The sequence below is a fragment of the Photobacterium piscicola genome, from assembly GCF_046058925.1.
In the GTDB taxonomy this organism is placed as follows: Bacteria; Pseudomonadota; Gammaproteobacteria; order Enterobacterales; family Vibrionaceae; genus Photobacterium; species Photobacterium piscicola.
On sequence record NZ_CP175534.1, the window covers coordinates 2,817,895 to 2,838,666 of the forward strand.

Below are 20,772 nucleotides of genomic sequence, written 5' to 3' on the forward strand. Positions count from 1 at the left end.
CTATCTGCATATTTTGATTTTTAGATAATTTCCCCCCCTCCTGGGCTCCTTTGTAATTTGGCATTATCACCACCGCCAACTAATGGCGCATTGATATTACAAACAAGAGGAATAAGATAATGGACCAACATGACTTAGATAATCGCTCATGCCAACTAGACCCAGAGCATGATGCTTATTGGCAAAGTCGTGGGGAAGATGAGCGCCCTGATGACTGGCAAGCTCAATTAGAAGATGGCGAATAAATCTAAGATTAATATGTAGCGATACATCGCTGTATCGCTACATAAAAAAATAAGAATGGAACACCAATGAAAGATATTAATTTGATCAACGATCTTTGTGCCCAACATAAGCGCTTTAAAGACATTGAGAATGAATCAACCATAGTAGCAACAACACCTAAAAATCAGTATTTAGTTGTACGTTTAGATGGCATTAACCTTAGTCGAATTTATTTGAAAAACGATATTGTAAATAAAAAATTCAAAATGATACTGACAAAAGCAGTACAGCAAACTTATTACCGTCTACACCGTAAAAGCCCAACGAATGCTCAACAAATATTTCTCGCAGTATTCATTGCATCAGATGAAGTTTCTTTTATTTTAAATACACATGATAACTACTACGATGACCGTATATTAAAAATAGTAACAACATTAGCATCAACACTCAGCTTTCTCTTTACCAAAGAAGGCATACAACACAGTTTAGAATCAGAGCACACAATATACGGCGCATTTGATGGCAAGCCTCTAATCTTAAAAGACAAACAACAAGTAAAAGACTATATCGCTTACCGCACGGCTATTTATTATCGTAATACTATGGGAAAAGAGCTGCGCTTAAATGGTGTGTCTGACAATGAACTTTACAATGAGAACAACCACAATAACCTCGCCTACTATCAAGCAAAATATCAAGAATTAAACCTTAATATAGAGACAATGAAAAAAAGCTGTACCGTGTTTATTCCTTGCATTGATGACGATAAAAAATTAAAGCCACTAAAAAATAAGTCATTAGCAAAGCTCATTGAACTTTACAGCAACAGCATCGATAAATTTGAAAACTATTTAGCGGATGTGAACCAATAAACATACATGAGGTTGTACGCTTATGAAGCGTACAACCTGATTATTCTTTTAATAAAAAGTGCTGGTGGCAATGATACTGATAATATTGAGTATATTGGCTAAAAACCCGCTTCCAAATTGCAGTAACATCAATATCTGTACCAAAATCACACTCTACTTTTTTGGTTTTTTCTATTAACAATGCATCAATGCCAAGTGCCATTTTTGACAGTAATAAAAGATGGTTGCTCCAATCAAAATTAATGGATTCAGAAAAAGCATCAATAAAAGAGCGTAGCTTCTCTGCTGAAGGGAGATCTTGTTGCTTAAACCATTTCTTCAGCACATTGTATTGAGCATCTTTTAATGTTTCTACTGTGTCTTCTTTTTGATTAATTGGAATAAACGAGGCCAATTGTCGGTTACTCACGACAATATCGTTTTCATCTAAAATACACCGAATGACTTCCCAACAAGAATGAAAACACGTTTCAGTATTATCTGGTTGAGTATAACGTTCAATGATTCTGCAAATGGCACTATGAACAGGTTTATTATCAGCATCTACATAGCCAATGTCATAACAAGCAATGCAATTCAGCAGAAAATCAAATTCAAGTTTATATGCATTTTCAATCCATTCTAGCTTTTGGCTCTTCGTCAAAGCCTGTACATCTACGCCCTGCAATATTTTATTAAAAGAAATAAAAACAGCTTCATTTAATTGAGTGTACTGCTGATAAAATGGATGTAATTCTGTTTCCCAGTATGCTTGTTGATCCGTTAAATTAATCTCGCCAGCATAATGTTTCTTTTTACACGCTTCATAAAATACAATTTCTTGCTCGCAACGTTGACTAACAAAATCCACCAACTTTTTATAGTGCAATAATTCTTGTTGATTAACGTTAGGATTATTTTGCATCTCTTGATACATCAATAATAACCCCAACCAACCAGATGCATTCGAGTTAACGGCTAAAGCTCTATCTAGCAACGGGTACTTATTAGGAAGCATGAAATTAATAAGTACTTTAGATGACATCTTCATCACTTCGGTAAACCTTAAAAATATACTTTTACCTACACCATGTCGATGTATGTTATCTAACGAGCTAGGTGATATTTTGGGTATAGATGCATCTTGCTGGCGCATTAGCTGATGCAATGTTTTGGCATCATGTTTGATATTTAAAAAGGCATAGATTTCTTTGACTGGTGGTAGAAAGTGATTTTTATGCCCTTCTTCAATTTTAAATTTATTATCTTTAGTAATGCGTTGGGCTTCTTGTTTTATCTTCTCTTCGAGCAGTTGCTCATCTGATTGTGTATTGTCCATTGTCACAACATAACCTTGAAATATTTGCGGGTACAGAAACAAAAACACCTTCATCATGTGAAGGTGTTTAACAATAATAAGGTATTAAAATAAAGCTAGACCTTGCCCCCTAATGATAAATCATCAGGGTTCGGAGCAGGAGTAATTGGAGAGCCCGTTTCCATATCAAAACAACCACTTTCTTCGGTTCCTTTAAATGCACGTATCAGTCTAAGTTTCATATTAGGACAATTAGCAAATACTGTAAGCCAGATACTAAAAAAACCTTCCGAAATTGCCCAGCCAATAGCCATATCTTTTAGCAAATTGTTTTGAGGTTGCTGTTGAATCATTGTTTCAGCAGTTTGAGCTTTTACCCATGCTTGCATCCTTTGAGAAACACGGTCAATCTCAACTTGTACTCCATTTGCATCAAGGGCTCTGAGCATTTTCTTATCAAGACCAACCAGTTCTAAAGATGCTTGAGCATAACTACTTTCTGGAGAAGTTAATCTAGTAGAAACCGAAATTTTTCCATCTTCAGTATATTGAAAAGCCCTAAAAGTATTATCTCTATCTGGTATTAATAGTTTATCTAAATCGACCTTTTTATCTTTCTTAGTCGAATTACAATTAACACAAGCCAAAAGAAAGTTCGTCCATCTACCAATTAATTCAGGGTGTCCATCATCACCAGCTTTAGGTTGAATATGTTCAACTGCTAAATTAGTTTTTATTGGTCGTTCACAGTATGAGCAATAACTCCCCAATCGACCTATTAATGCTGGTTTTGCCTTAGTATAGTCATCATAGTCAGAATCTATTGGAGAGGCTGCTCGTCTAATTGGCCGCATAGCTTTACTCCCCTAACTGAACAACACGTTGCATCTCTAAGAATGCTTGAAATGCGGGGTTATCATCATAAGGAGCTATAGATTCAGCCAATCTATCTTTGAATTGTTGAAGCTTATCCTCTGGCGCAGATTTAGCTTCATCAAGTGTCTTCAAGTACTCAGTTGCTACACCTTTCATTTCAGCATAACGACTACTAGTATCTGGAGAGTTAACATCCATCACTCCCACGGCTATATCTGACAAAGTCTTATTAGCTAATTGAGCAGGTGCTAAGCCATCAAGCATAATCAATTCTTCATTAGAGCGTAGTGATTGAATTAGAAATGGTGAATGCGTTGTACAGATAAACTGAATCTTTGGAAATATAATCCGTAAATCTTCGATAATATGTCGTTGCCAACGAGGATGTAAATGAAGATCCAATTCATCAATAAGTACAACACCTTCAGTAAGCTCTAAGACTTGCTCACCAAAATGTGGATTTAGAATTGCTGCTTTTTGTGCAATATCAGCGACTAAAGCTAACACGCAACGTTGACCATCACTTAACATATTAAAGGGTTGTCGCTTACCATCTTTAAATGTTAAGAGTAACTCTCCTCTTTTCGGGTCAAAACGTAAATAACTCGCATTTTCAATACAGTTAAGTACAGCATTACGAACGACAGTTAGCATCATTGGTTCTTGCCCTAACTGGAATGCTTGCCACTCTTGCTTCGCAAACCATGAAACAAGCTCTTTTGATGCTATACGAGGGTCTACGCTGTGATTATAAGCATCTAATCGCGATGGTTTAACATTGTCTGAAAATATAGGCGTTTTTTTATTGCGACTTGATTTTGCTGCTCTTGGATCTTGCCATAAACGCATCGTGCCGTAATAGCTAATCAGTGGTAGGGGGATTTCTTCAGATAATTGCTGATCACATTGCCTAGCTAAAGCCGTCAGTTCCCCTGCATTACCATAGCGAGTATTACCTGTTGGTGATTCTTTTGAACGCTCCCAAGAAATATCATTGTTATTAACGCTTCCTGCCGCTGATATTGCAACAGGCCATGCTTCAATAAACTGTGCCTCACCTTCACGCTCAACATAGGTAAGAGTTGCATCCGTCTTTTCTAGGTTTTTTTTATCTTTCGTTTTTTTAAAACCAATTAGCCAACTGGCTATCGCTACAGATGCAGCATCAAGCACTGCTGTTTTACCTGACGCATTTTGACCTACAATTAAATTGAATTGAGGATGAAAGTTAAATGTCTCTTGGCTGTAACAGCGAAAATTAGTCACTGATAGTTGATTTAGTCTCATATGATTCTCAATATATTACATTTAATTTAATTTTATTTATCTTAACGGAAATAAAACATCATAGTCAGTTGGATTAAGCGATAAAATTCGACATGCAATGCATGCCGAACGATAATAAATGGACATTATTACTCTACTTCAACACGGACTTTGCCTGTTAGTAGATCTTGCATTAGGGCTTTTTTAATAGCGTTTAACTGGGCTACTTTCTTTACTTTCTCATTTAAATAATAATCAATAGAATCTATCTTATTCACAATCATCTTTTGTTCAGTGATACTTGATATTGGAAATTGTAATTGTTTAATTGTAGGTCCGGTTACAACTTGGCGCCCACCATCAGATACCATTTGACTTAATTGCAAGGTAACAGATGGCCCATTAACAAGTTGATACATTAGATACTTAGAATCAACCTTACTTTTATCTGTTGATATTCTCATTAGATTAGAGGACATAATCCAACCAATGGCTTCTTTAGGAATTACAACTGAACGGCCTACATCTGCCACTCGCGAAAAAACCAAGTCTCCTTCGGAAACACTGTAGCCACTCAATTCTCTAGCTTTTTCATTAGTAACAAAATAAATATTTTTTGTTTCTAATTTACCTACGCCAAGATTCTGAATATTAATTACAGGAACTCCTTTCTCTTTAAAGTCACTAGATTTTAAAGAAGAACCAAAAGGGCCTGTTTTTAATACTGGCTTACGTTTTTCAGACATGTCGTCTAATGTCCAAACATTCCACCCCTTAGGAATACGCCCTACAGGTGAATCCTTAAACTCAGTATGCGGCTTTCCATCAATACCGACACCACGGGTTAACAGCTCTTGCATCATGCCTGTTTTTAAGTCTTTCAGTTTATTGATTTGTACCTGTGTTTTTTCAATCACATCATCAACAGACGTCAGAATCGCTGCAATTTTTTGTTGCTCATGTAGTGGTGGCATTGGCAATTCAAGTTGCTTAATATCCTTTAAAACAACACGTCGAATAGCTGAACCTGATTTTGCATTCTCTAATTGAGAATAAAATAAAGAAGATTGTAAGTATTGCGTACAGTAATCTGGGTTTATTTGATTTTTTTTCAATCTTATAATAGCAATAGAAGATAAAAGAACTATCTTTTGTTTCTGTTTATAAACAAAGGTTTTACCAATAGTTCCATCTTTAGAAAAAAGAACGTCATCATATTCAGGCGAGCAATTTCCTTTTACTAAATTATCAAAGTCCATTTTCGAAATTTTTCTGCATGAACTAACATTTATCTCACGATCTGCCATATTCTGAACTGTAGCTATTGGAAAACCACACTCCGATGTTATGGGCGAAAAATGAGAACCATCAGTAATTAGCTGCGAATTTTTTTCTAATGTCGTGATTTCCCAATCATTAGGCAGTAGGTTACTCATACCCCAACTCCTTCAAGTAACAATGCATCACTTGTTCAGCTTCTGTGACTTCTATATCCAACTCATGAAGCGAAACTTGGTATTTATCCCACCAGCGTTCTAATTGGCTTATTACCTTGGTATCAACTTCATCGCTAACCGCTTCAACCACAGTACGGATCTGCTCTTTACGCTCGATCTCAGCTTTAAATACAAAGTAAGCATCATCTTTACGATCAAACACTGTTGATACATCAAAACCGTTTAGAATTTCTTCTGCAATGTAAGCATCTTGCACTTCACGTACAGGTACACCACCATGAAGTAGCGCACGAACATCAAAGATTTCTGCTGGTGGCGAGGTGTCAGCGTAACGACGAATATTTAAGTTAAAGTCGTTGTCGGCAATTTCAGAGTAAGGCACCACTTTTGAGTAACGCTTGATGTCTTCAAAGTTATTGAAGGTAGTAACAATCTTAGTAATGTCTTGTTCACGCAGTTTGTTCTGATTTTTACCTTCTTGAAACTCTAACTCACCATTAATGAACAGTACTTTACCTTTACGATCACTTGGTTTGTTCTTATTAATGATCAACATACACGCTGGAATACCCGTACCGTAGAATAAGCCTGATGGTAAACCGATCACCGCTTCCAGTAAGTCATCTTCTAGTATGCCCTGACGAACGGCTTTTTCACTCGCACCACGGAATAACACACCATGCGGCATAACAACGCCTACCATGCCCTCGGCATTAGTACTGGCAATCATGTGTTGTACGAACGCTAAATCACCCGCATCTTTCGGTGGTGTGCCGTAAGGGAAACGACCAAAGCCATCGTTATCACATTCCTCTTTACCCCACTTTTTCAAAGAGAATGGTGGGTTCGCAATAACACGGTCAAAACACATTAACTCACCCGCTTGGGTATGCTGAGGCTCACGTAAGGTATCACCTTTACGAATGTCAGCATTGAGTACGCCATGTAAGAACATATTCATCTTACAAATAGCCCATGTGTTTAGGTTCATCTCTTGTCCGTATAGCGACAAGTTCGATGCATTCTCACCCTGTTTTGCAAGGTAGTTACGCATTTGAATCAACATACCGCCTGAGCCTGTTGTTGGATCATAAATACGCATTCCCGCATGAGGCTTTAACAATGCCACCAGCAGTTGTACCACTTCAGATGGGGTATAGAATTCACCACCTTTTTTACCTGCACTATCGGCAAACATCTTGATCAGATATTCGTAAGCCGTACCTAATAAATCTGGGCGTTCAAAATCGCTATTGCGCAGGCGGTGTTGGCTAAAGTGCGATAACAAATCACGTAGTTTCTTATCAGACAGTTTATTTTTGATGTTGAAGTCGATAGTGACCAGTACCCCTTCAAGGCTTGGATTACACTCTTCAATCTCTTCTGTGGCTTTGTTTAATGTAGCGCCAATATCATGCTTTAAATCTTTCAGAACGCCCCAACGTGCGTTGACTGGCATGAAGAAAGTATCATCATACTCATCTTCATCTTGCGCAAGTTCTTCTGCTTGAGCTTGGGTTTTACCGCTATCAAGGTAATGCTGAATAACCTTTTCTTGTTCTTCTTCAAACGCATCAGACAGGCGCTTTAAGAACATCATACCGAAGATGTAATCTTTAAATTCAGAGGCATCCATGTTGCCGCGCAGGATATCAGCCGCTTCCCACAGGAACGATTCAAGCTGTTGGAGAGATAAATGATTTGTCATAGCACTTCTTTTTAATGGCTGGTGGCACAAGGAAGACACAGCGCCCTAAGATTGAACAGGATTTTACAGGGAGGGGACTCATTCAACAATGAGGAAAATGAAGTCACTGTCGCATAGTGGAAGATAAGTACTTTATATAAAAATAACATCATTAGGACTACACCTTATTCCAATGTCTTTTTACTGTTGCTATCCCTAATCCAAGTTCTTGTGCAGTTTTACTTTGTGATAATCCACCAGCTTTTTTAGCTTGTACTGCTATGGTCGTATTACGGGCTTCTGGTCTACCAAGTTCCTTTCCTTGAACTTTTGCCCGTTCAATTCCTTCTTTAGTACGTTCCCTTATTCGATTACGTTCAAACTCAGCAAAGGCTGCAAACATTTGTAGCATAAGCTTTCCTTCTGCACTTGATAAATCAGCTACAGGCAAATCTAAACAAACGACCTTAACCCCTTTTGGGGTTAATAAATTAATCGTATTTTGTACATCAATATTATCACGCCCCAAACGGTCTAATTTTAAAACAACTAACATATCACCCGTTTCCATTTGGTGATTAATCAGCATTTAAATTGCTCTCGCTTCATTGCTTCCACTGAGCCTGAAACCGTTTCACTTACTACCCGTGAATCAGAAACGTCATAACCTTTTTGACGAATGGCAATAATTTGGTTTTGTGTTGTTTGTTCTGTTGTTGATACTCGACAATAAGCAAAAGTACGCATCTTCGTTAAACCCCCTCCAAATTGGTATCAATAAACGGAGGTATTCAGTGTATTGTTTAAAGCGATTGATGATGCGGTAATGGATAGTAATGAGTCACATCAAGAAGTGATGATGTAATACCTATCCAACCCAGAACTGGCGAAAGGCTTTGCTCGGGTAGTGTTTGATATGTTGAAGGGACAGTAATAAACCCTGACATCATAATATTTAAGGCTATAGGCACTTACCTATAGTCTTTTTATTGCTTGTTTTTTAGTCAGTTGATTGTGTATCACTGATAATCACTAAATATCACTGATCTATCACCATCTCATCACTTAATGTTTATTCTTTATAGTCATATAGTTACCTCAACGAAACGAATGAGATAACACATTATGAGCAATAACAATCACAAAGCAGATCAAGCAAATAAAAACAAAGGAACAACAGGCACGAATAAAACTTATCAAAAAGTTTTAGATAACCGTAGCCGCCAATTAAAAGATAAGGAGTAAGCTATGCCAGACTCATCCGATATGACTCAAGATGAACTAGATATTTGGTCTGATATCAACAACCCTAATAATGATGCTGATATGGATGATTGGGCTGATGCACATAATCCAAATAATGATGATTATCTAGATAATTAAGTACTTCGCTGGTGGATATAAAATCAATCTACCAGCCATTTTCAATGGTTAGTAAGACAATGACAGAACAAAAAGAAAACACAAAAAAAACGTATCGCTATACAAAACAGTTAATCAAACTAGCTATCGAAAATGGTTATACAAATCAAGAGATTGCAGTAAAATCAGGTTTGAGCTCAAAATCAATCGCTGTAGTATCACGTTGGCGTAATGGAAAAGCACTGGCAACTGAGCGCCAAGTACAGTTTTTCATCAATGAATTTGGACACCTATTGAAGCGAAAGATGGAACATCTTTTTTATAACCAAACAGAAAACCCATATGAATTTATTTATTATAAAATAGAGGGTGAAATACTCTTAACTCACACCTTAAACTACAGAAATAGCAGATCGAAACCAATAGGAAAAGTTGGAGTTTGTAAGTTTGTCATACTTAATTTAGGTAGTGTTTTTCATCTATTAGAACAAAAAAAAGTAGGCTTAGATGATGATGGTTCAAATATTGATAAGTTATTAAAAAATAAGAAAATAAGCAATAATGAACAAGCCAACTGGTATTTAGTAAAAACACATAAAAATTTATCACCGCAAGAACTTGTGGATACCATAGATTATATTGTGAATACATTCTGTCATTCAGAAAATAAGTTAGCCAGAAATATACGTAATGATGCACTTTATCTTAAGTACATAATCAGACAATTGTTACTTAAAAATGGATACACTATCAATGATATAGTTGATCTTTAAGTAGATATGCTGATAATAACCGAACCCAAATAGCCCGAGGAGAGCTGATCTCCTACATGAAGTTGGACACACAACTTTACAATAAATGCGAAGGCAATAAGCCACACCACCTAATTGCCTAAATGGTGTTAGGTCGTGTTAAAGCATTTCCGGTACTAAGTGATTTGCCACTGGCTAGGTGAAAACGGTGAGCCAAGTAGCCGAAATAATCCTTAGTAATATGGGATAGGGGTGGGTAAAGCCAGACCATTTGTCTTTATGACTTATCGTCTGGCTTTTTTGCATTTAGCAAACAGTTTAATACTAAAACAATCCGCCATGAGTCATGGTACAAAAGCAATCACTTACCACAAACCTAAAAAGGTCATACGAAAATAGTGTGCGACCTCATTTGCCATAAAATCTTTGATTGATATAAAAGAATATTGAATAACAAATACAACGTTAAAGTTGTATTATTAAGAGAATTGAGCGAATTAAAGTCAAAGGTTTAACTATTAAAATAAAAAAAACGCCAGCAAATCTACATTGCTAGCGCCTTAAATAAACCATCATGTTACGTATAGCGCACATGGTGGTTTAATGATTACATTGAGTGACTACTCATCAATGCCGCAATCAGTACAACTTTGTAATACGATTTCGTGTTCAAACACAGCGGTCTTGCTATCATCAGCTAGTAGCTCTGCGATTTCTTCTGCTACTTCTTGCTCATCTTCTGCTTTCACTTGATTTGCTAGTGCTTCTTCTGAGTAACCATAGAAGTTTAATAATAAGTAATCACGCGCTTCATCTTTAGTACAAGTCACGTTCACCAACAATTCTGGATCAACATTGCCTTGTGCGATCATCGCTGTTACTTGTGCGACAACCTCTTCTTTCATTGCTGGTGTTAACCAACCAAGATCTGCGTTTACTGTATTTTTGTTGCATTTATAACAAGGCAGTTTATGAAAGTAATATTGAAAGCTAGTCATGAGTCATTTCTTCTTTAAGTTTTGTATTACACGATTATGAGGTTTTTCTCAAAAAATACTATCTCAATAGCCATTGAAGATAAAAACTCTTGCTGAGAAGCAAATAACTATCATCACCGCATTCTTAGATAATACTTATGAGGCATTAATAACCCGCTCATTTAACTATAATTGGCATATAATATTAATAAATTGAACTAATAAGTAAGTATTACGAATGGATAATATGCAAAAGGGGATCCATTATAAGATCACCCACCCAGCTCATAAACTATGGATGATTGCGTTAGTTGCCGCAGCAGGATCTGCATTATGTATTGGTATTCTTGCCTTTGTCGATGGCGTTGCTAAGGGTGACTATTTATTAGTCGCACCGTTTGGCGCCACCATGGTGTTGGTCTTTGGTTTACCACAAAGTCCTTTAGCCCATCCTAAAAATGTCGTATTCGGTCACTTAACAACAGCGATCATCGGCATTATCTTTGCCAATCTTTTACCGGTAACGTTTTGGTCTCTTGGGCTGGCTGTAGGTGTGGGGATTTTCATGATGATCATGCTCAATGTTACCCACCCACCCGCAGGCGGAAACCCGTTATTGATCATGTTAGGTGCCCATACCAGCATTCTGTTTGCGTTTTATCCCATTTTTGCAGGTAGCTGCATCATTGTTCTCATTGCACTGTTGTACCATGCGTTAGTCTCTCGTCTAGAATATGCATGGGTTAATAAACCTAAAGAAGGCAAAGATGTATAAAAAAGTATTGTATGCGCTAGATATCGATTCTAAGCCCTATCTTCTCAAAGCGATGGCTTTAGCTGATCAACTTAATGCAGAACTGTTTGTCGGTTATGCAACCAACCTTGATGAACAACTATTTTCTGATGATGCCTATTTAGGAAATAAAGTTGGGGATGGTATTGTTAATACAGAAAAAGCCGAGCTAGAAACAAAAATACAGGCGTTAATTACAGACACGACCTTAAATAGAGATCATGTTTATATTGTTAATGGACCTGTGGGTATGGCTATTGAACGATTAGCGACAAATTTAGAGGTTGATTTAGTGGTGATGGCTAACTCTCACCATTATTTTAGTTTTTTATCTAAAAATGCGCTTCTCATAAAATTAGCGACTCACCATGATTTTTTAAGTTTGTCTTGATGGTAAGCGTATTACCTCTATTAAAGGTCTTATTTGATGGTCAAATAGGACCTTTTCATTAACCGAATCACTTCATTTATTATTCATACCTAACTACCGCTGTTACTAATCATCACCTCCCCTTTAAAACACACCTTTATCAATAATAGGTTTTGGCTATTGAATGTATCGGCTTTAACGATTTCCTTAATATCCCTGTTTTGACAATAATGGCCTCAGAGATTTGATTTGCACTACAGCATAAAAAATTAAAATTATTTTCAAAAGGATTCCATATTATGATTAACACTGAAATCAAGCCATTTAGCGCTACAGCATACAAAGAAGGCAAATTCGTAGACATCACTGAAAAAGATGTTTTAGGTAAGTGGGCAGTATTCTTCTTCTACCCAGCTGACTTTACTTTCGTATGTCCAACTGAGCTTGGCGACCTAGCTGACCATTACGCAGATCTACAATCTCGCGGTGTTGAAGTATTCTCTGTATCAACTGATACTCACTTCACTCACAAAGCATGGCACGACAGCTCTGACACAATCGGTAAAATCAACTACTTCATGGTAGGCGACCAAACCGGTAACATCACTAATAACTTCAACGTTATGCGTGAAGGTCAAGGTCTTGCAGACCGCGCTACTTTCCTAATCGACCCACAAGGTGTTATCCAAGCAATGGAAATCACTGCAGAAGGTATTGGCCGTGAAGCTGAAGACCTAATGCGTAAAGTGAAAGCAGCACAATATGTTGCAGCACACCCAGGTGAAGTTTGTCCTGCAAAATGGAAAGAAGGCGAAGCAACACTAACACCTTCTCTAGACCTAGTTGGTAAGATCTAATCCTATTTAACCTTTGATGACAATATTCATTTTTGACGCCGAATCTGAAATAAATATTGTTCATCCTGCTTTTAAGTAAATCATTTATTTAAAAGTAATAAGGCATCAAACATATATCGCATGTTTGGTGCCTTATTAATTAGAAGACCTTCAAACATATTTACGCCTTTTTATATAGGCAATATGTCGTATTACAGTAGACCCGCATTGATTATCTACTGTTAAGCCGTGAACAAATTAAAAAGGCAAGATTATGTTAGAACAAAATATGAAGCAGCAGCTACAAGCGTATTTAGAAAATTTAAAAACAGATGTACAACTGGTATTAAGTTTAGATGATAGTGACACTGCACAAAAACTGCATGAATTAGCTTACGAAATTGCAGAACTAAACGATAAAGTGAGTGTTATTGAAGACAGTAATGCCAGCGTACGCAAACCTGTAATGCAAGTGGTTAACCCAACCAAACAGACCTCAATGAGCTTTGCTGGTCTGCCAATGGGACACGAATTTACTTCATTGGTATTAGCACTACTGCACAGCGGTGGTCACCCAATGAAACTAGAACAACCAGTTATCGATCAAATTGCAGCATTAGATCAAGACATCGTTGTTGAAACCTTCATTTCACTTTCTTGCCAAAACTGTCCTGACGTTGTGCAAGCATTCAACATGATGGCAGCGATTAACCCACGTATTAAAGCAAGCATGATTGATGGCGCAGCTTTCCAAGCTGAAGTCACTGAACGTAATATCATGGCGGTACCGACTGTTTATGTAAACGGTGAAGTCTTTGGTCAAGGCCGCATGTCGCTAACTGAAATTTTAAATAAGCTAGACACAGGCGCCGCTAAAAAAGCAGCAGCAAGCCTTAATGATAAAGCCCCATTTGACGTATTAGTCGTTGGTGGTGGTCCTGCTGGCGCATCAGCTGCTATCTATGCTGCACGTAAAGGTATTCGTACTGGTGTTGTTGCCGAGCGCTTTGGTGGCCAAGTAATGGATACCATGTCTATCGAGAACTTCATTTCTGTTAAAGAAACAACGGGCCCTCATTTAGCGGCAAGCTTAGAAGAGCATGTAAAACAATATAACGTTGATATCATGAGCGAACAACGTGTTAAGAATATCGTTGCTGCAACAGATACTGATGATGGTTATGCCCACATTTATTTAGAAAGTGGCGCAATTTTAAAATCTCGCAGCGTGATCATCAGTACAGGTGCTCGCTGGCGTGAAATGAACGTCCCTGGTGAGCAAGAATACCGTAACAAAGGTGTGGCTTACTGCCCTCACTGTGATGGTCCATTATTCAAAGGTAAACGTACTGCGGTTATCGGTGGTGGTAACTCAGGTATTGAAGCGGCAATTGACCTTGCAGGTATTGTTGAGCATGTTACGGTGCTTGAATTTGCTGACACCCTACGTGCTGACCAAGTGTTGATCAACAAAGCAGAAAGCATGCCGAATATCGACATTATTAAAATGGCACAAACCACAGAAGTGGTTGGCGATGGTACTCGCGTAACGGGTATTAGCTACAAAGATCGTAACACTGATGAAATCAAACACATTGAACTTGCAGGTATCTTTGTTCAGATTGGTTTAGTGCCAAACACTGAATGGCTAAAAGAGTCAGCCGTTGCCTTAACACCACGTGGTGAAATCGAAATTGGTGCTCACGGTAATACTAACGTTAATGGCATCTTTGCTGCGGGTGACGTGACAACTGTGCCTTTCAAGCAAATCATCATTGCGATGGGTGAAGGTGCAAAAGCAAGTTTAGGTGCATTTGATTACTTAATTCGTACTCCAGCACCAACTGCTAAATAATTCTTTTATTTATACAATAAGAAAATAATAGTAAAGGCCTGTTCTTAAAGAATAGGCCTTTTTGCTTTTTATCTCTCTAAACACAGTAATAATCCTCACTAATGAAACAAGATATAAGCCTTATTTATAAAAAAGAACGAGGAATGATTTTTATTATAAATAGTTTATCGATAATTCGTCTTATTATCCTTTATATAGAACAACAAGATTCATAATCTTATATTATATTCAAACTCACCGCTTACATGCCTATTGCGCATATAATACTATATTTAACATTCCTCAAACTCGTATTATTCTGTAATGCATCAATAATAAAATTAATACCCATAAAAACTACTTCATTTTATTATTGACTTAACTATCAATTACATTGGTTATTTTACAAATTAAATCCCAATTTACAAAAATAAAAAAACATATGCTATCATATTTTTTAACACTTTAGAGTTTACTTTTAAAACATTTAAAATCAAACCTTTATAACAATACGCCGTTTTTCTTTTGTCTATTCTGATCTCCACCTTCATCCATAATTGCAGAATCAAGCGACACCATTTTAGAATCAAAACTTATTTCTTTCTGCGTATTTTGTTCCCTTTTTTACCCATCTTTCCTGTGGGGTATATTTCTTTAACCAAATCAATCGCACTTTTTAAGTAACAATGATTCCTTTTCTACACTTTTAAGTAATATCTTTTATAACTATTGAGAATTCATATTTTATTCATCCCCCCTATTTGAAGCAGGAAGCTAGTTACATGGAATATTTAGAGCGAATTAAGCGTTTAGCTAAAGTTCAAGGCATCAGCCAAAAGCAACTTGGTGAAGCATTAAACCTTCAACAAGGCACAATGAGCCGTAAGCTTTCAGGTAAATACGGTATTGAAGTTCGCGAATTAGAAAAAATCGCTGAAACACTTAATACATCAATTGGTTATATCCTAACAGGCCAAATTGATACTGGTACGCAAGCAACGACAACTATCAGCACTGAACACGATAGCTCTGCAACGTGCACCTATATTCCAGTGATCCACCGTAAAGATTTTTCAGCTTACAATTTAGGTGATTCAGTTGAGGTGATCAGTAAACGTGCGATCCCCCAGCATTTAGAGCGTGATGCTTGCCTAGGTTTATTCATTGATAATGAAAATATCTCACATTGTGCACCAGTGGGTAGCTATGCATTAGCAACCAAAGAAGCAGCTTACCGTCCAAAGCAACCTGTCTTTGCTTCTGTACGCGGTAGTGAGCCTGATTTTTACCACATGACACAATTGGCTGATGGCGTTGTATTCTCAACCTCACAACCTGATTTTCCAAACCTGTTTGTAAATAACGGTGAATTTCAAATTCACGGTTACATTATCCAATCAGACTGGGCTTACGATCGTTAATCACGACCACTGCTCAATTAGGGTTTAGAAAGCTCATCGATTGATGGGCTTTTTATTACTTTTGTTTTCAACATAAAGCGGTTATTTTTAAGTTATTCAATACTCTATTTAACCGAATTTATCATTATGCCCACCATTATTGTCGCCTCAACCAACCCTGCAAAAATCACTGCTGTTACCGATGCCTTTACAGCTGCCTTTCCTCTACAGATATTTACCACCACGGGTGTCAGCACTGACAGTGGTGTACGCGATCAGCCATTAACCTGTGATGAAACATTACTAGGAGCAAATAATCGTGTTATTTCTTGTCGCGAACGTTATCCCAATGCCGATTACATCGTTGGCTTAGAAGCTGGGCTCGATGACAATTTTACATTTGCGTGGATGGTGATAGAACATCAAGGACGAAAATCTACCGCCCGTTCGGCTTCGTTACCGTTGCCGCCATTGGCATTAGAAAAAATAGCCCAAGGAATGGAGCTAGGAGATGTGATGGATGAGATGTTTGCTCAACAAAACATTAAACAAAAAGGGGGGGCTATTGCGATGCTAACCCACCATTTATTGAGCCGTAGCAGTGTTTATCAACAAGCTTTAATTCTCGCATTAATTCCTTTTTTACATCCTGAATTATATTAATAAATACAATTTAGTAGTAATAACTAATGCGCGATATGTTCATGAAGCTCATGATAATTATTCAAAGGCAGAAGGGACATTTTTTGCGAGAAAATCAGCTAACCATGCTTTGGTTGCATCGTCTTGATGTTTTAGTTCATTTGAGCCACGTGTAATAGTAGCAACGCCGACACCAAGTAACTCACTAATTTTACGTTGGCTACGTTCACCATTTAGTAGCTCATGTACTATGTTCACTCGTGCGATTAATGCTTCTCTTTCATCATGAGTTAGTAATACTTTAAACAGTAACTGATCACGTTGTTCCGCAGAAGCTTGCTGGAGTAAATCTAGAATCTGTTGCCAATCAGTATACTTTGGTGAGTCTACAGCCATTTTCGTTTATCCCGTAAGGCATTATATACGCGGTGCAGTGTACCGCGATTCCTACATCAGACCAAGTAACGGTGCTATTTATAGCGCATAAACAGATAAGTAAATCATCACTATCATTCCCCGATCCTATGCCAAAAATCATCATTATTATTTACCAAATTAATAATGATGATGAAATCAGAAAGAATAAAAATAGCCATATACAGCATAATTATTTCTTTTTATAGCATATGATTTTTGATAAAACAGGCCACCTATAAAAATATTTCTTTTTTTTAGTGTTAAAAAAAGGAAACACACATAATATATAGCAAAAGCAGTAAATATTTTATCAAACAGACAATATCTAATATGAAATATTTATGATTCACCCGTTTAATATGTTGATTGCAAATAAAAACTTGACATAGAGATAACAGATCAAAATCATTAAGTTAGTTATACTTAGGTATTCGTAAATGACACTGTTTAATCGGTTGATATATAAAAACACGAATAAATATATTAATGTTAATTATAAAATATACAAATAACATTTATAAGTTAGATAAATAACAGGCAGAGAACCTAAAATGGAAAGTTTACAATATCGATTATTTTCAGGAATAGTATCCAAACTACCAATAAAATTAAGATTACAACTACTATATTTTAGAAAATTTAAAAAATTCATTAATTATTCGAATCCACAGACATTTAATGAAAAAGTACAATTAAAAAAAATTCATGACCGCAGTGAATATCTAACTCTTGGTGCCGATAAATTAGCAGCTAAAAAGTTTGTTAAAGAAATCGCACCAGAACTATACATTCCAGAAACATTATGGGTTGCTAAGTACGTTGCTGATTTTGATACATTCCCATTTTCAGAAATGCCAAGTAATTATGTATTAAAGGCAAACCATACAAGTCAAACCATTGAATTTGTTCGTGATAATAATCACTTATCTAAACAAGAGATGAAAAATTTCGCATCTCGTTGGTTTAAGAAAGATCAATCAGGATCGCTAGGCGAATGGGGATATAAAAATATTCCACCACGTGTTTTTGTTGAAGAGTTTCTAGACTTTAATGGCACGGTTCCTGATGATTACAAACTGCATGTAATTGATGGAAAAGTAGAATTTATCCAATTAGATCAAGGACGTTTTGAACAGCATTATCGAAATATGTTTGATCGAGATTGGAATGAACTTGGTTTTGTCTTAAACAAAAAACCACGCTTACTGCCAGTACCTGAAAAACCACCGTTCATTGATCAAATGATTGAAATAGCAGAACGCATTGGTAAATATTATGACATGGTTCGTGTTGACCTTTATTTCCACAATAATCAAGTCACATTCAGCGAACTAACCATGTACCCAGCGGCTGGCTTCTCTATGTTCCCTGATGAATGGAACCATAAATTTGGTGAACGCTGGATATTAGATTATCCAACCTTTTCTCAAAAGAAATAATCATACGTTTTCATATTATCAAATAAAATTATTTTTGCTCTTATTTATATAGCCGCTACTATCACATCTCTGCATAACAGTAGCGGCTTCTTTTCTTATTAATTTATATATTTAATAAGTTTCTTAAATACATTATATCTAATTATTATTTAAATTGTTAATAACGAGCAGTTAGTTCTTGTGGACTAAATAATACCCCTTTACGCCCCATCAATTCATTATAATAAATATCAAACATCAATACATTTTGAACATAACCACGAGTTTCATTAAATGGTATTTGTTCAATAAAAGCATATACATCAAGTTTACCATCAGTCACTTTTTTCCATTGTGACACGCGGCCAGGGCCTGCATTATAAGATGCAAAAGCATAGACACGGTTATTATCGTTACGCTCTAACATCATTTTCAAATAGGCACTACCTAAACGAATATTAACGCTAGGATCAAATAAGCTTTGTTTGCCTAAATATTTATAATCAAGTTTTTTAGCTGTTTCTGCTGCTGTCGCGGGCATAAGTTGCATTAAGCCACTCGCACCAACATGCGATCGAGCATGAATATTTAACGCACTTTCTTGACGCGCCAACGCCATCATTGTCGATGCTGGAATGTTCCGCTGTTCACTAAAGAAATCAAATAGCCACTTATGTGCCAATGGAAAACGCAATGTCATATGATCCCATAACTTACCCGAAATCGTAGCTTGAACAGCAAGGTAATGCCATTGATGTTTATCAGCATAAACCGCTAATTGACGCTTAGTTTGAACATTGGTGATTTTTGATAATAAATATCCCCATTCACGATTAGCCGCGGTAACTTTATTAAGTGCAATCAATTCTTTAACTCGCGCTAAACTCTTTTTATAAGGCTTTAATAACGCGGTTGATGTCGGTGCATTGGTTAGTGGGTACACAAGCGGCTTATGTAATATTGTTGCCGCTGCTGCACTGTAAAAATCACGCTCACCTAATAGTGACGTGTAAATTTTATCCGCTTGTTTTTTCTTACCATTTTGCGCTAACAACTTCGCTTTCCAAAATGTCCAACGCGGCGTCTGTTGCGCTTCTTTTGGTAAGCGATCAATCCACAACTGGGTCTGTTTCCAGTTCGCCTCACGAATTGCATTACGCACACGACGCTCTAACAGGCTGGCATTGTCACTCTGTGCTAATTTGCTGTCACGCCATTTTGCTAATGCCGTGTCTGATGTCGACATTAATCGAGAAGCGACCGCATCGGCCAATGTTTGCTTGGTAGCTTTGTCAAAATGTTGCCCACGTACTACTTGGTCATACTCAGCAACCGCCTGTTTAGTATCCGTACGAGCAAGCAGTAAAAAAGCATTTTGAGTCAACGCTTGATTAAACGGCGTTACTTTACTTTTCTTCGCAAATACCCCCACGTTTTGCGGTTGATCATATAACGCTAACACAGCCTCACCAGTTACTTGGGCATCACCGGTTAAGAGCTTATCAAGGTAATTTAATAAGCTTTTATTGCCTTTTGCATAAGCCAATACCATGCGATCTAATACCATGGTGTTGGTTCGTTTCCCCGCAGCACTCCAGCTATCTAATAAATCATCACATCCAGCTGGCAACGAACGGCCTGTTTGCCACAATTTATCAGCACCTTGCCACGCTAATTGAGCATGGCCTGTTTTTTCTTTGGCATAATAAAATGCACACTGAAGATCGGTATTACGTGGTACTGCTGATTGCAGCATTAAAAAAGCACGCCACTGCCCAGTCTTCACCAATTGATTCAAATAGCGATTTTTAATCGTCTGACTAAACGGTAGCATCTTATATTTATCCACAAAAACCTGCACTTGACTTGGCTTTTGTGTTGCTAGCTGAGCATTAAATTCACGGTACTCCAAATAAGGATAAAGCGGATATCCCCCTAATTGAGTCTTTTTTTGATGAAACACGGCCATATCATTAGCTGAAAACGCATTTTGTGCTTGTTCATACCATGTGCGTTGTTGATCTAAAGAAGCCGCTTGGGCTGTTACAGTGCTTGTTAATCCGACCGTCAACAAAGCAAATGAAAAAACGCGAGAATAACTAAATAGACGTGCCACGATTAACTCCATATCAAAAAACGCTAGAAAGCGTGTACAATCCTTGCTCAATAATAGCAAAAAAAAAACCACATCAATGTAAAATCAAGTTATTGCATAGACACTCTATGCATTCACGGAACTATGATTACGATGGAATCTGATTGTGATAGTAACCATGATAATAAACAAT

At 37.1% G+C, this 20,772-nt stretch carries 20 protein-coding genes and 1 pseudogene; 12 read left to right on the top strand and 9 right to left on the bottom strand.

What is annotated here, in order from left to right:
* Window positions 1-119: 119 nt before the first annotated feature.
* Window positions 120-245, top strand: a complete 126-nt coding sequence (locus tag ACJZU6_RS13335) for a hypothetical protein (RefSeq protein ID WP_408900416.1) — start codon at window positions 120-122, stop codon at window positions 243-245.
* 66 nt (window positions 246-311) lie between these two features.
* A complete protein-coding gene (locus tag ACJZU6_RS13340) occupies window positions 312-1,100 on the top strand; it encodes a tRNA(His) guanylyltransferase Thg1 family protein (RefSeq protein WP_408900417.1) in 789 nt (262 codons plus the stop codon).
* Between the two features lie 40 nt (window positions 1,101-1,140).
* Here the strand turns inward: ACJZU6_RS13340 and ACJZU6_RS13345 are convergent, their stop codons facing one another.
* From ACJZU6_RS13345 to ACJZU6_RS13370, 6 genes and pseudogenes are all read right to left on the bottom strand, one after another.
* Window positions 1,141-2,418: a hypothetical protein gene (locus ACJZU6_RS13345; protein WP_408900418.1), complete on the bottom strand. Its 1,278-nt coding sequence runs from the start codon at window positions 2,416-2,418 to the stop codon at window positions 1,141-1,143.
* A 95-nt stretch (window positions 2,419-2,513) separates the two neighbouring features.
* Window positions 2,514-3,251, bottom strand: coding sequence for an HNH endonuclease (locus tag ACJZU6_RS13350; protein ID WP_232570162.1), 738 nt, complete (start codon window positions 3,249-3,251; stop codon window positions 2,514-2,516).
* A gap of 4 nt (window positions 3,252-3,255) precedes the next feature.
* The gene (locus ACJZU6_RS13355; protein ID WP_408900419.1) at window positions 3,256-4,560 is read right to left on the bottom strand and encodes an AAA family ATPase; all 1,305 of its coding nucleotides are present in this window, start codon (window positions 4,558-4,560) and stop codon (window positions 3,256-3,258) included.
* A gap of 128 nt (window positions 4,561-4,688) precedes the next feature.
* Window positions 4,689-5,975, bottom strand: coding sequence for a restriction endonuclease subunit S (locus ACJZU6_RS13360; protein WP_408900420.1), 1,287 nt, complete (start codon window positions 5,973-5,975; stop codon window positions 4,689-4,691).
* Complete coding sequence (locus tag ACJZU6_RS13365; RefSeq protein ID WP_408900421.1) at window positions 5,968-7,704, bottom strand: type I restriction-modification system subunit M; 1,737 nt, start codon at window positions 7,702-7,704, stop codon at window positions 5,968-5,970. Before ACJZU6_RS13365 ends, ACJZU6_RS13360 begins: the two co-directional genes overlap by 8 nt.
* Before the next feature lie 157 nt (window positions 7,705-7,861).
* A pseudogene (locus tag ACJZU6_RS13370) lies at window positions 7,862-8,430 on the bottom strand (recombinase family protein).
* A gap of 378 nt (window positions 8,431-8,808) precedes the next feature.
* On the opposite strand from ACJZU6_RS13370, the gene ACJZU6_RS13375 reads away from it, so the two are divergent.
* From ACJZU6_RS13375 to ACJZU6_RS13385, 3 genes are read left to right on the top strand one after another with little or no spacing between them, the layout of a single operon-like run.
* Window positions 8,809-8,928: a hypothetical protein gene (locus ACJZU6_RS13375; RefSeq protein ID WP_045032638.1), complete on the top strand. Its 120-nt coding sequence runs from the start codon at window positions 8,809-8,811 to the stop codon at window positions 8,926-8,928.
* Between the two features lie 3 nt (window positions 8,929-8,931).
* Window positions 8,932-9,066, top strand: coding sequence for a hypothetical protein (locus ACJZU6_RS13380; RefSeq protein WP_258179316.1), 135 nt, complete (start codon window positions 8,932-8,934; stop codon window positions 9,064-9,066).
* A 59-nt stretch (window positions 9,067-9,125) separates the two neighbouring features.
* Window positions 9,126-9,818, top strand: a complete 693-nt coding sequence (locus ACJZU6_RS13385; RefSeq protein WP_408900422.1) for a hypothetical protein — start codon at window positions 9,126-9,128, stop codon at window positions 9,816-9,818.
* A gap of 599 nt (window positions 9,819-10,417) precedes the next feature.
* Here ACJZU6_RS13385 and ACJZU6_RS13390 read toward each other — a convergent pair.
* On the bottom strand, window positions 10,418-10,795 hold the full coding sequence (locus ACJZU6_RS13390; protein WP_408900423.1) for a hypothetical protein: 378 nt from the start codon (window positions 10,793-10,795) through the stop codon (window positions 10,418-10,420).
* Window positions 10,796-11,012: 217 nt separating this feature from the next.
* Between ACJZU6_RS13390 and ACJZU6_RS13395 the strand changes: the two genes are divergently transcribed.
* From ACJZU6_RS13395 to yjjX, 6 genes are all read left to right on the top strand, one after another.
* Entirely contained in the window at window positions 11,013-11,549 is a 537-nt protein-coding gene (locus ACJZU6_RS13395) for an HPP family protein (RefSeq protein WP_080158419.1), read from the top strand.
* Window positions 11,542-11,958, top strand: coding sequence for a universal stress protein (locus ACJZU6_RS13400; RefSeq protein ID WP_107276705.1), 417 nt, complete (start codon window positions 11,542-11,544; stop codon window positions 11,956-11,958). Before ACJZU6_RS13395 ends, ACJZU6_RS13400 begins: the two co-directional genes overlap by 8 nt.
* 278 nt (window positions 11,959-12,236) lie before the next feature.
* The gene (gene ahpC, locus ACJZU6_RS13405) at window positions 12,237-12,794 is read left to right on the top strand and encodes an alkyl hydroperoxide reductase subunit C (protein WP_080158421.1); all 558 of its coding nucleotides are present in this window, start codon (window positions 12,237-12,239) and stop codon (window positions 12,792-12,794) included.
* Between the two features lie 253 nt (window positions 12,795-13,047).
* On the top strand, window positions 13,048-14,628 hold the full coding sequence (gene ahpF, locus ACJZU6_RS13410) for an alkyl hydroperoxide reductase subunit F (RefSeq protein ID WP_408900424.1): 1,581 nt from the start codon (window positions 13,048-13,050) through the stop codon (window positions 14,626-14,628).
* Between the two features lie 761 nt (window positions 14,629-15,389).
* Complete coding sequence (locus ACJZU6_RS13415) at window positions 15,390-16,028, top strand: helix-turn-helix transcriptional regulator (RefSeq protein ID WP_080158423.1); 639 nt, start codon at window positions 15,390-15,392, stop codon at window positions 16,026-16,028.
* 126 nt (window positions 16,029-16,154) lie between these two features.
* A complete protein-coding gene (gene yjjX / locus ACJZU6_RS13420) occupies window positions 16,155-16,670 on the top strand; it encodes an inosine/xanthosine triphosphatase (RefSeq protein ID WP_327779832.1) in 516 nt (171 codons plus the stop codon).
* Between the two features lie 57 nt (window positions 16,671-16,727).
* On the opposite strand, the gene trpR is transcribed toward yjjX, so the two are convergent.
* A complete protein-coding gene (gene trpR / locus ACJZU6_RS13425; RefSeq protein ID WP_080158425.1) occupies window positions 16,728-17,045 on the bottom strand; it encodes a trp operon repressor in 318 nt (105 codons plus the stop codon).
* Window positions 17,046-17,617: 572 nt separating this feature from the next.
* Between trpR and ACJZU6_RS13430 the strand changes: the two genes are divergently transcribed.
* The gene (locus ACJZU6_RS13430; protein ID WP_080158426.1) at window positions 17,618-18,505 is read left to right on the top strand and encodes an ATP-grasp fold amidoligase family protein; all 888 of its coding nucleotides are present in this window, start codon (window positions 17,618-17,620) and stop codon (window positions 18,503-18,505) included.
* Window positions 18,506-18,662: 157 nt separating this feature from the next.
* On the opposite strand, the gene sltY is transcribed toward ACJZU6_RS13430, so the two are convergent.
* Window positions 18,663-20,600, bottom strand: a complete 1,938-nt coding sequence (sltY, locus tag ACJZU6_RS13435; protein WP_408900425.1) for a murein transglycosylase — start codon at window positions 20,598-20,600, stop codon at window positions 18,663-18,665.
* Window positions 20,601-20,772 lie beyond the last annotated feature (172 nt).

What these genes read in the sequence shown, in the direction of transcription:
- ACJZU6_RS13415 (WP_080158423.1), top strand. Translation starts at nt 15,390, where the DNA reads ATGGAATATTTAGAGCGAATTAAGCGTTTAGCTAAAGTTCAAGGCATC.
- ACJZU6_RS13350 (WP_232570162.1), bottom strand. Translation starts at nt 3,251, where the DNA reads ATGCGGCCAATTAGACGAGCAGCCTCTCCAATAGATTCTGACTATGAT.
- ACJZU6_RS13430 (WP_080158426.1), top strand. Translation starts at nt 17,618, where the DNA reads ATGGAAAGTTTACAATATCGATTATTTTCAGGAATAGTATCCAAACTA.
- yjjX (WP_327779832.1), top strand. Translation starts at nt 16,155, where the DNA reads ATGCCCACCATTATTGTCGCCTCAACCAACCCTGCAAAAATCACTGCT.
- ACJZU6_RS13395 (WP_080158419.1), top strand. Translation starts at nt 11,013, where the DNA reads ATGGATAATATGCAAAAGGGGATCCATTATAAGATCACCCACCCAGCT.
- ACJZU6_RS13355 (WP_408900419.1), bottom strand. Translation starts at nt 4,560, where the DNA reads ATGAGACTAAATCAACTATCAGTGACTAATTTTCGCTGTTACAGCCAA.
- ACJZU6_RS13385 (WP_408900422.1), top strand. Translation starts at nt 9,126, where the DNA reads ATGACAGAACAAAAAGAAAACACAAAAAAAACGTATCGCTATACAAAA.
- trpR (WP_080158425.1), bottom strand. Translation starts at nt 17,045, where the DNA reads ATGGCTGTAGACTCACCAAAGTATACTGATTGGCAACAGATTCTAGAT.
- ahpF (WP_408900424.1), top strand. Translation starts at nt 13,048, where the DNA reads ATGTTAGAACAAAATATGAAGCAGCAGCTACAAGCGTATTTAGAAAAT.
- ACJZU6_RS13360 (WP_408900420.1), bottom strand. Translation starts at nt 5,975, where the DNA reads ATGAGTAACCTACTGCCTAATGATTGGGAAATCACGACATTAGAAAAA.
- ACJZU6_RS13335 (WP_408900416.1), top strand. Translation starts at nt 120, where the DNA reads ATGGACCAACATGACTTAGATAATCGCTCATGCCAACTAGACCCAGAG.
- ACJZU6_RS13365 (WP_408900421.1), bottom strand. Translation starts at nt 7,704, where the DNA reads ATGACAAATCATTTATCTCTCCAACAGCTTGAATCGTTCCTGTGGGAA.
- ACJZU6_RS13380 (WP_258179316.1), top strand. Translation starts at nt 8,932, where the DNA reads ATGCCAGACTCATCCGATATGACTCAAGATGAACTAGATATTTGGTCT.
- ACJZU6_RS13375 (WP_045032638.1), top strand. Translation starts at nt 8,809, where the DNA reads ATGAGCAATAACAATCACAAAGCAGATCAAGCAAATAAAAACAAAGGA.
- ACJZU6_RS13340 (WP_408900417.1), top strand. Translation starts at nt 312, where the DNA reads ATGAAAGATATTAATTTGATCAACGATCTTTGTGCCCAACATAAGCGC.
- ACJZU6_RS13345 (WP_408900418.1), bottom strand. Translation starts at nt 2,418, where the DNA reads ATGGACAATACACAATCAGATGAGCAACTGCTCGAAGAGAAGATAAAA.
- ACJZU6_RS13400 (WP_107276705.1), top strand. Translation starts at nt 11,542, where the DNA reads ATGTATAAAAAAGTATTGTATGCGCTAGATATCGATTCTAAGCCCTAT.
- ahpC (WP_080158421.1), top strand. Translation starts at nt 12,237, where the DNA reads ATGATTAACACTGAAATCAAGCCATTTAGCGCTACAGCATACAAAGAA.
- ACJZU6_RS13390 (WP_408900423.1), bottom strand. Translation starts at nt 10,795, where the DNA reads ATGACTAGCTTTCAATATTACTTTCATAAACTGCCTTGTTATAAATGC.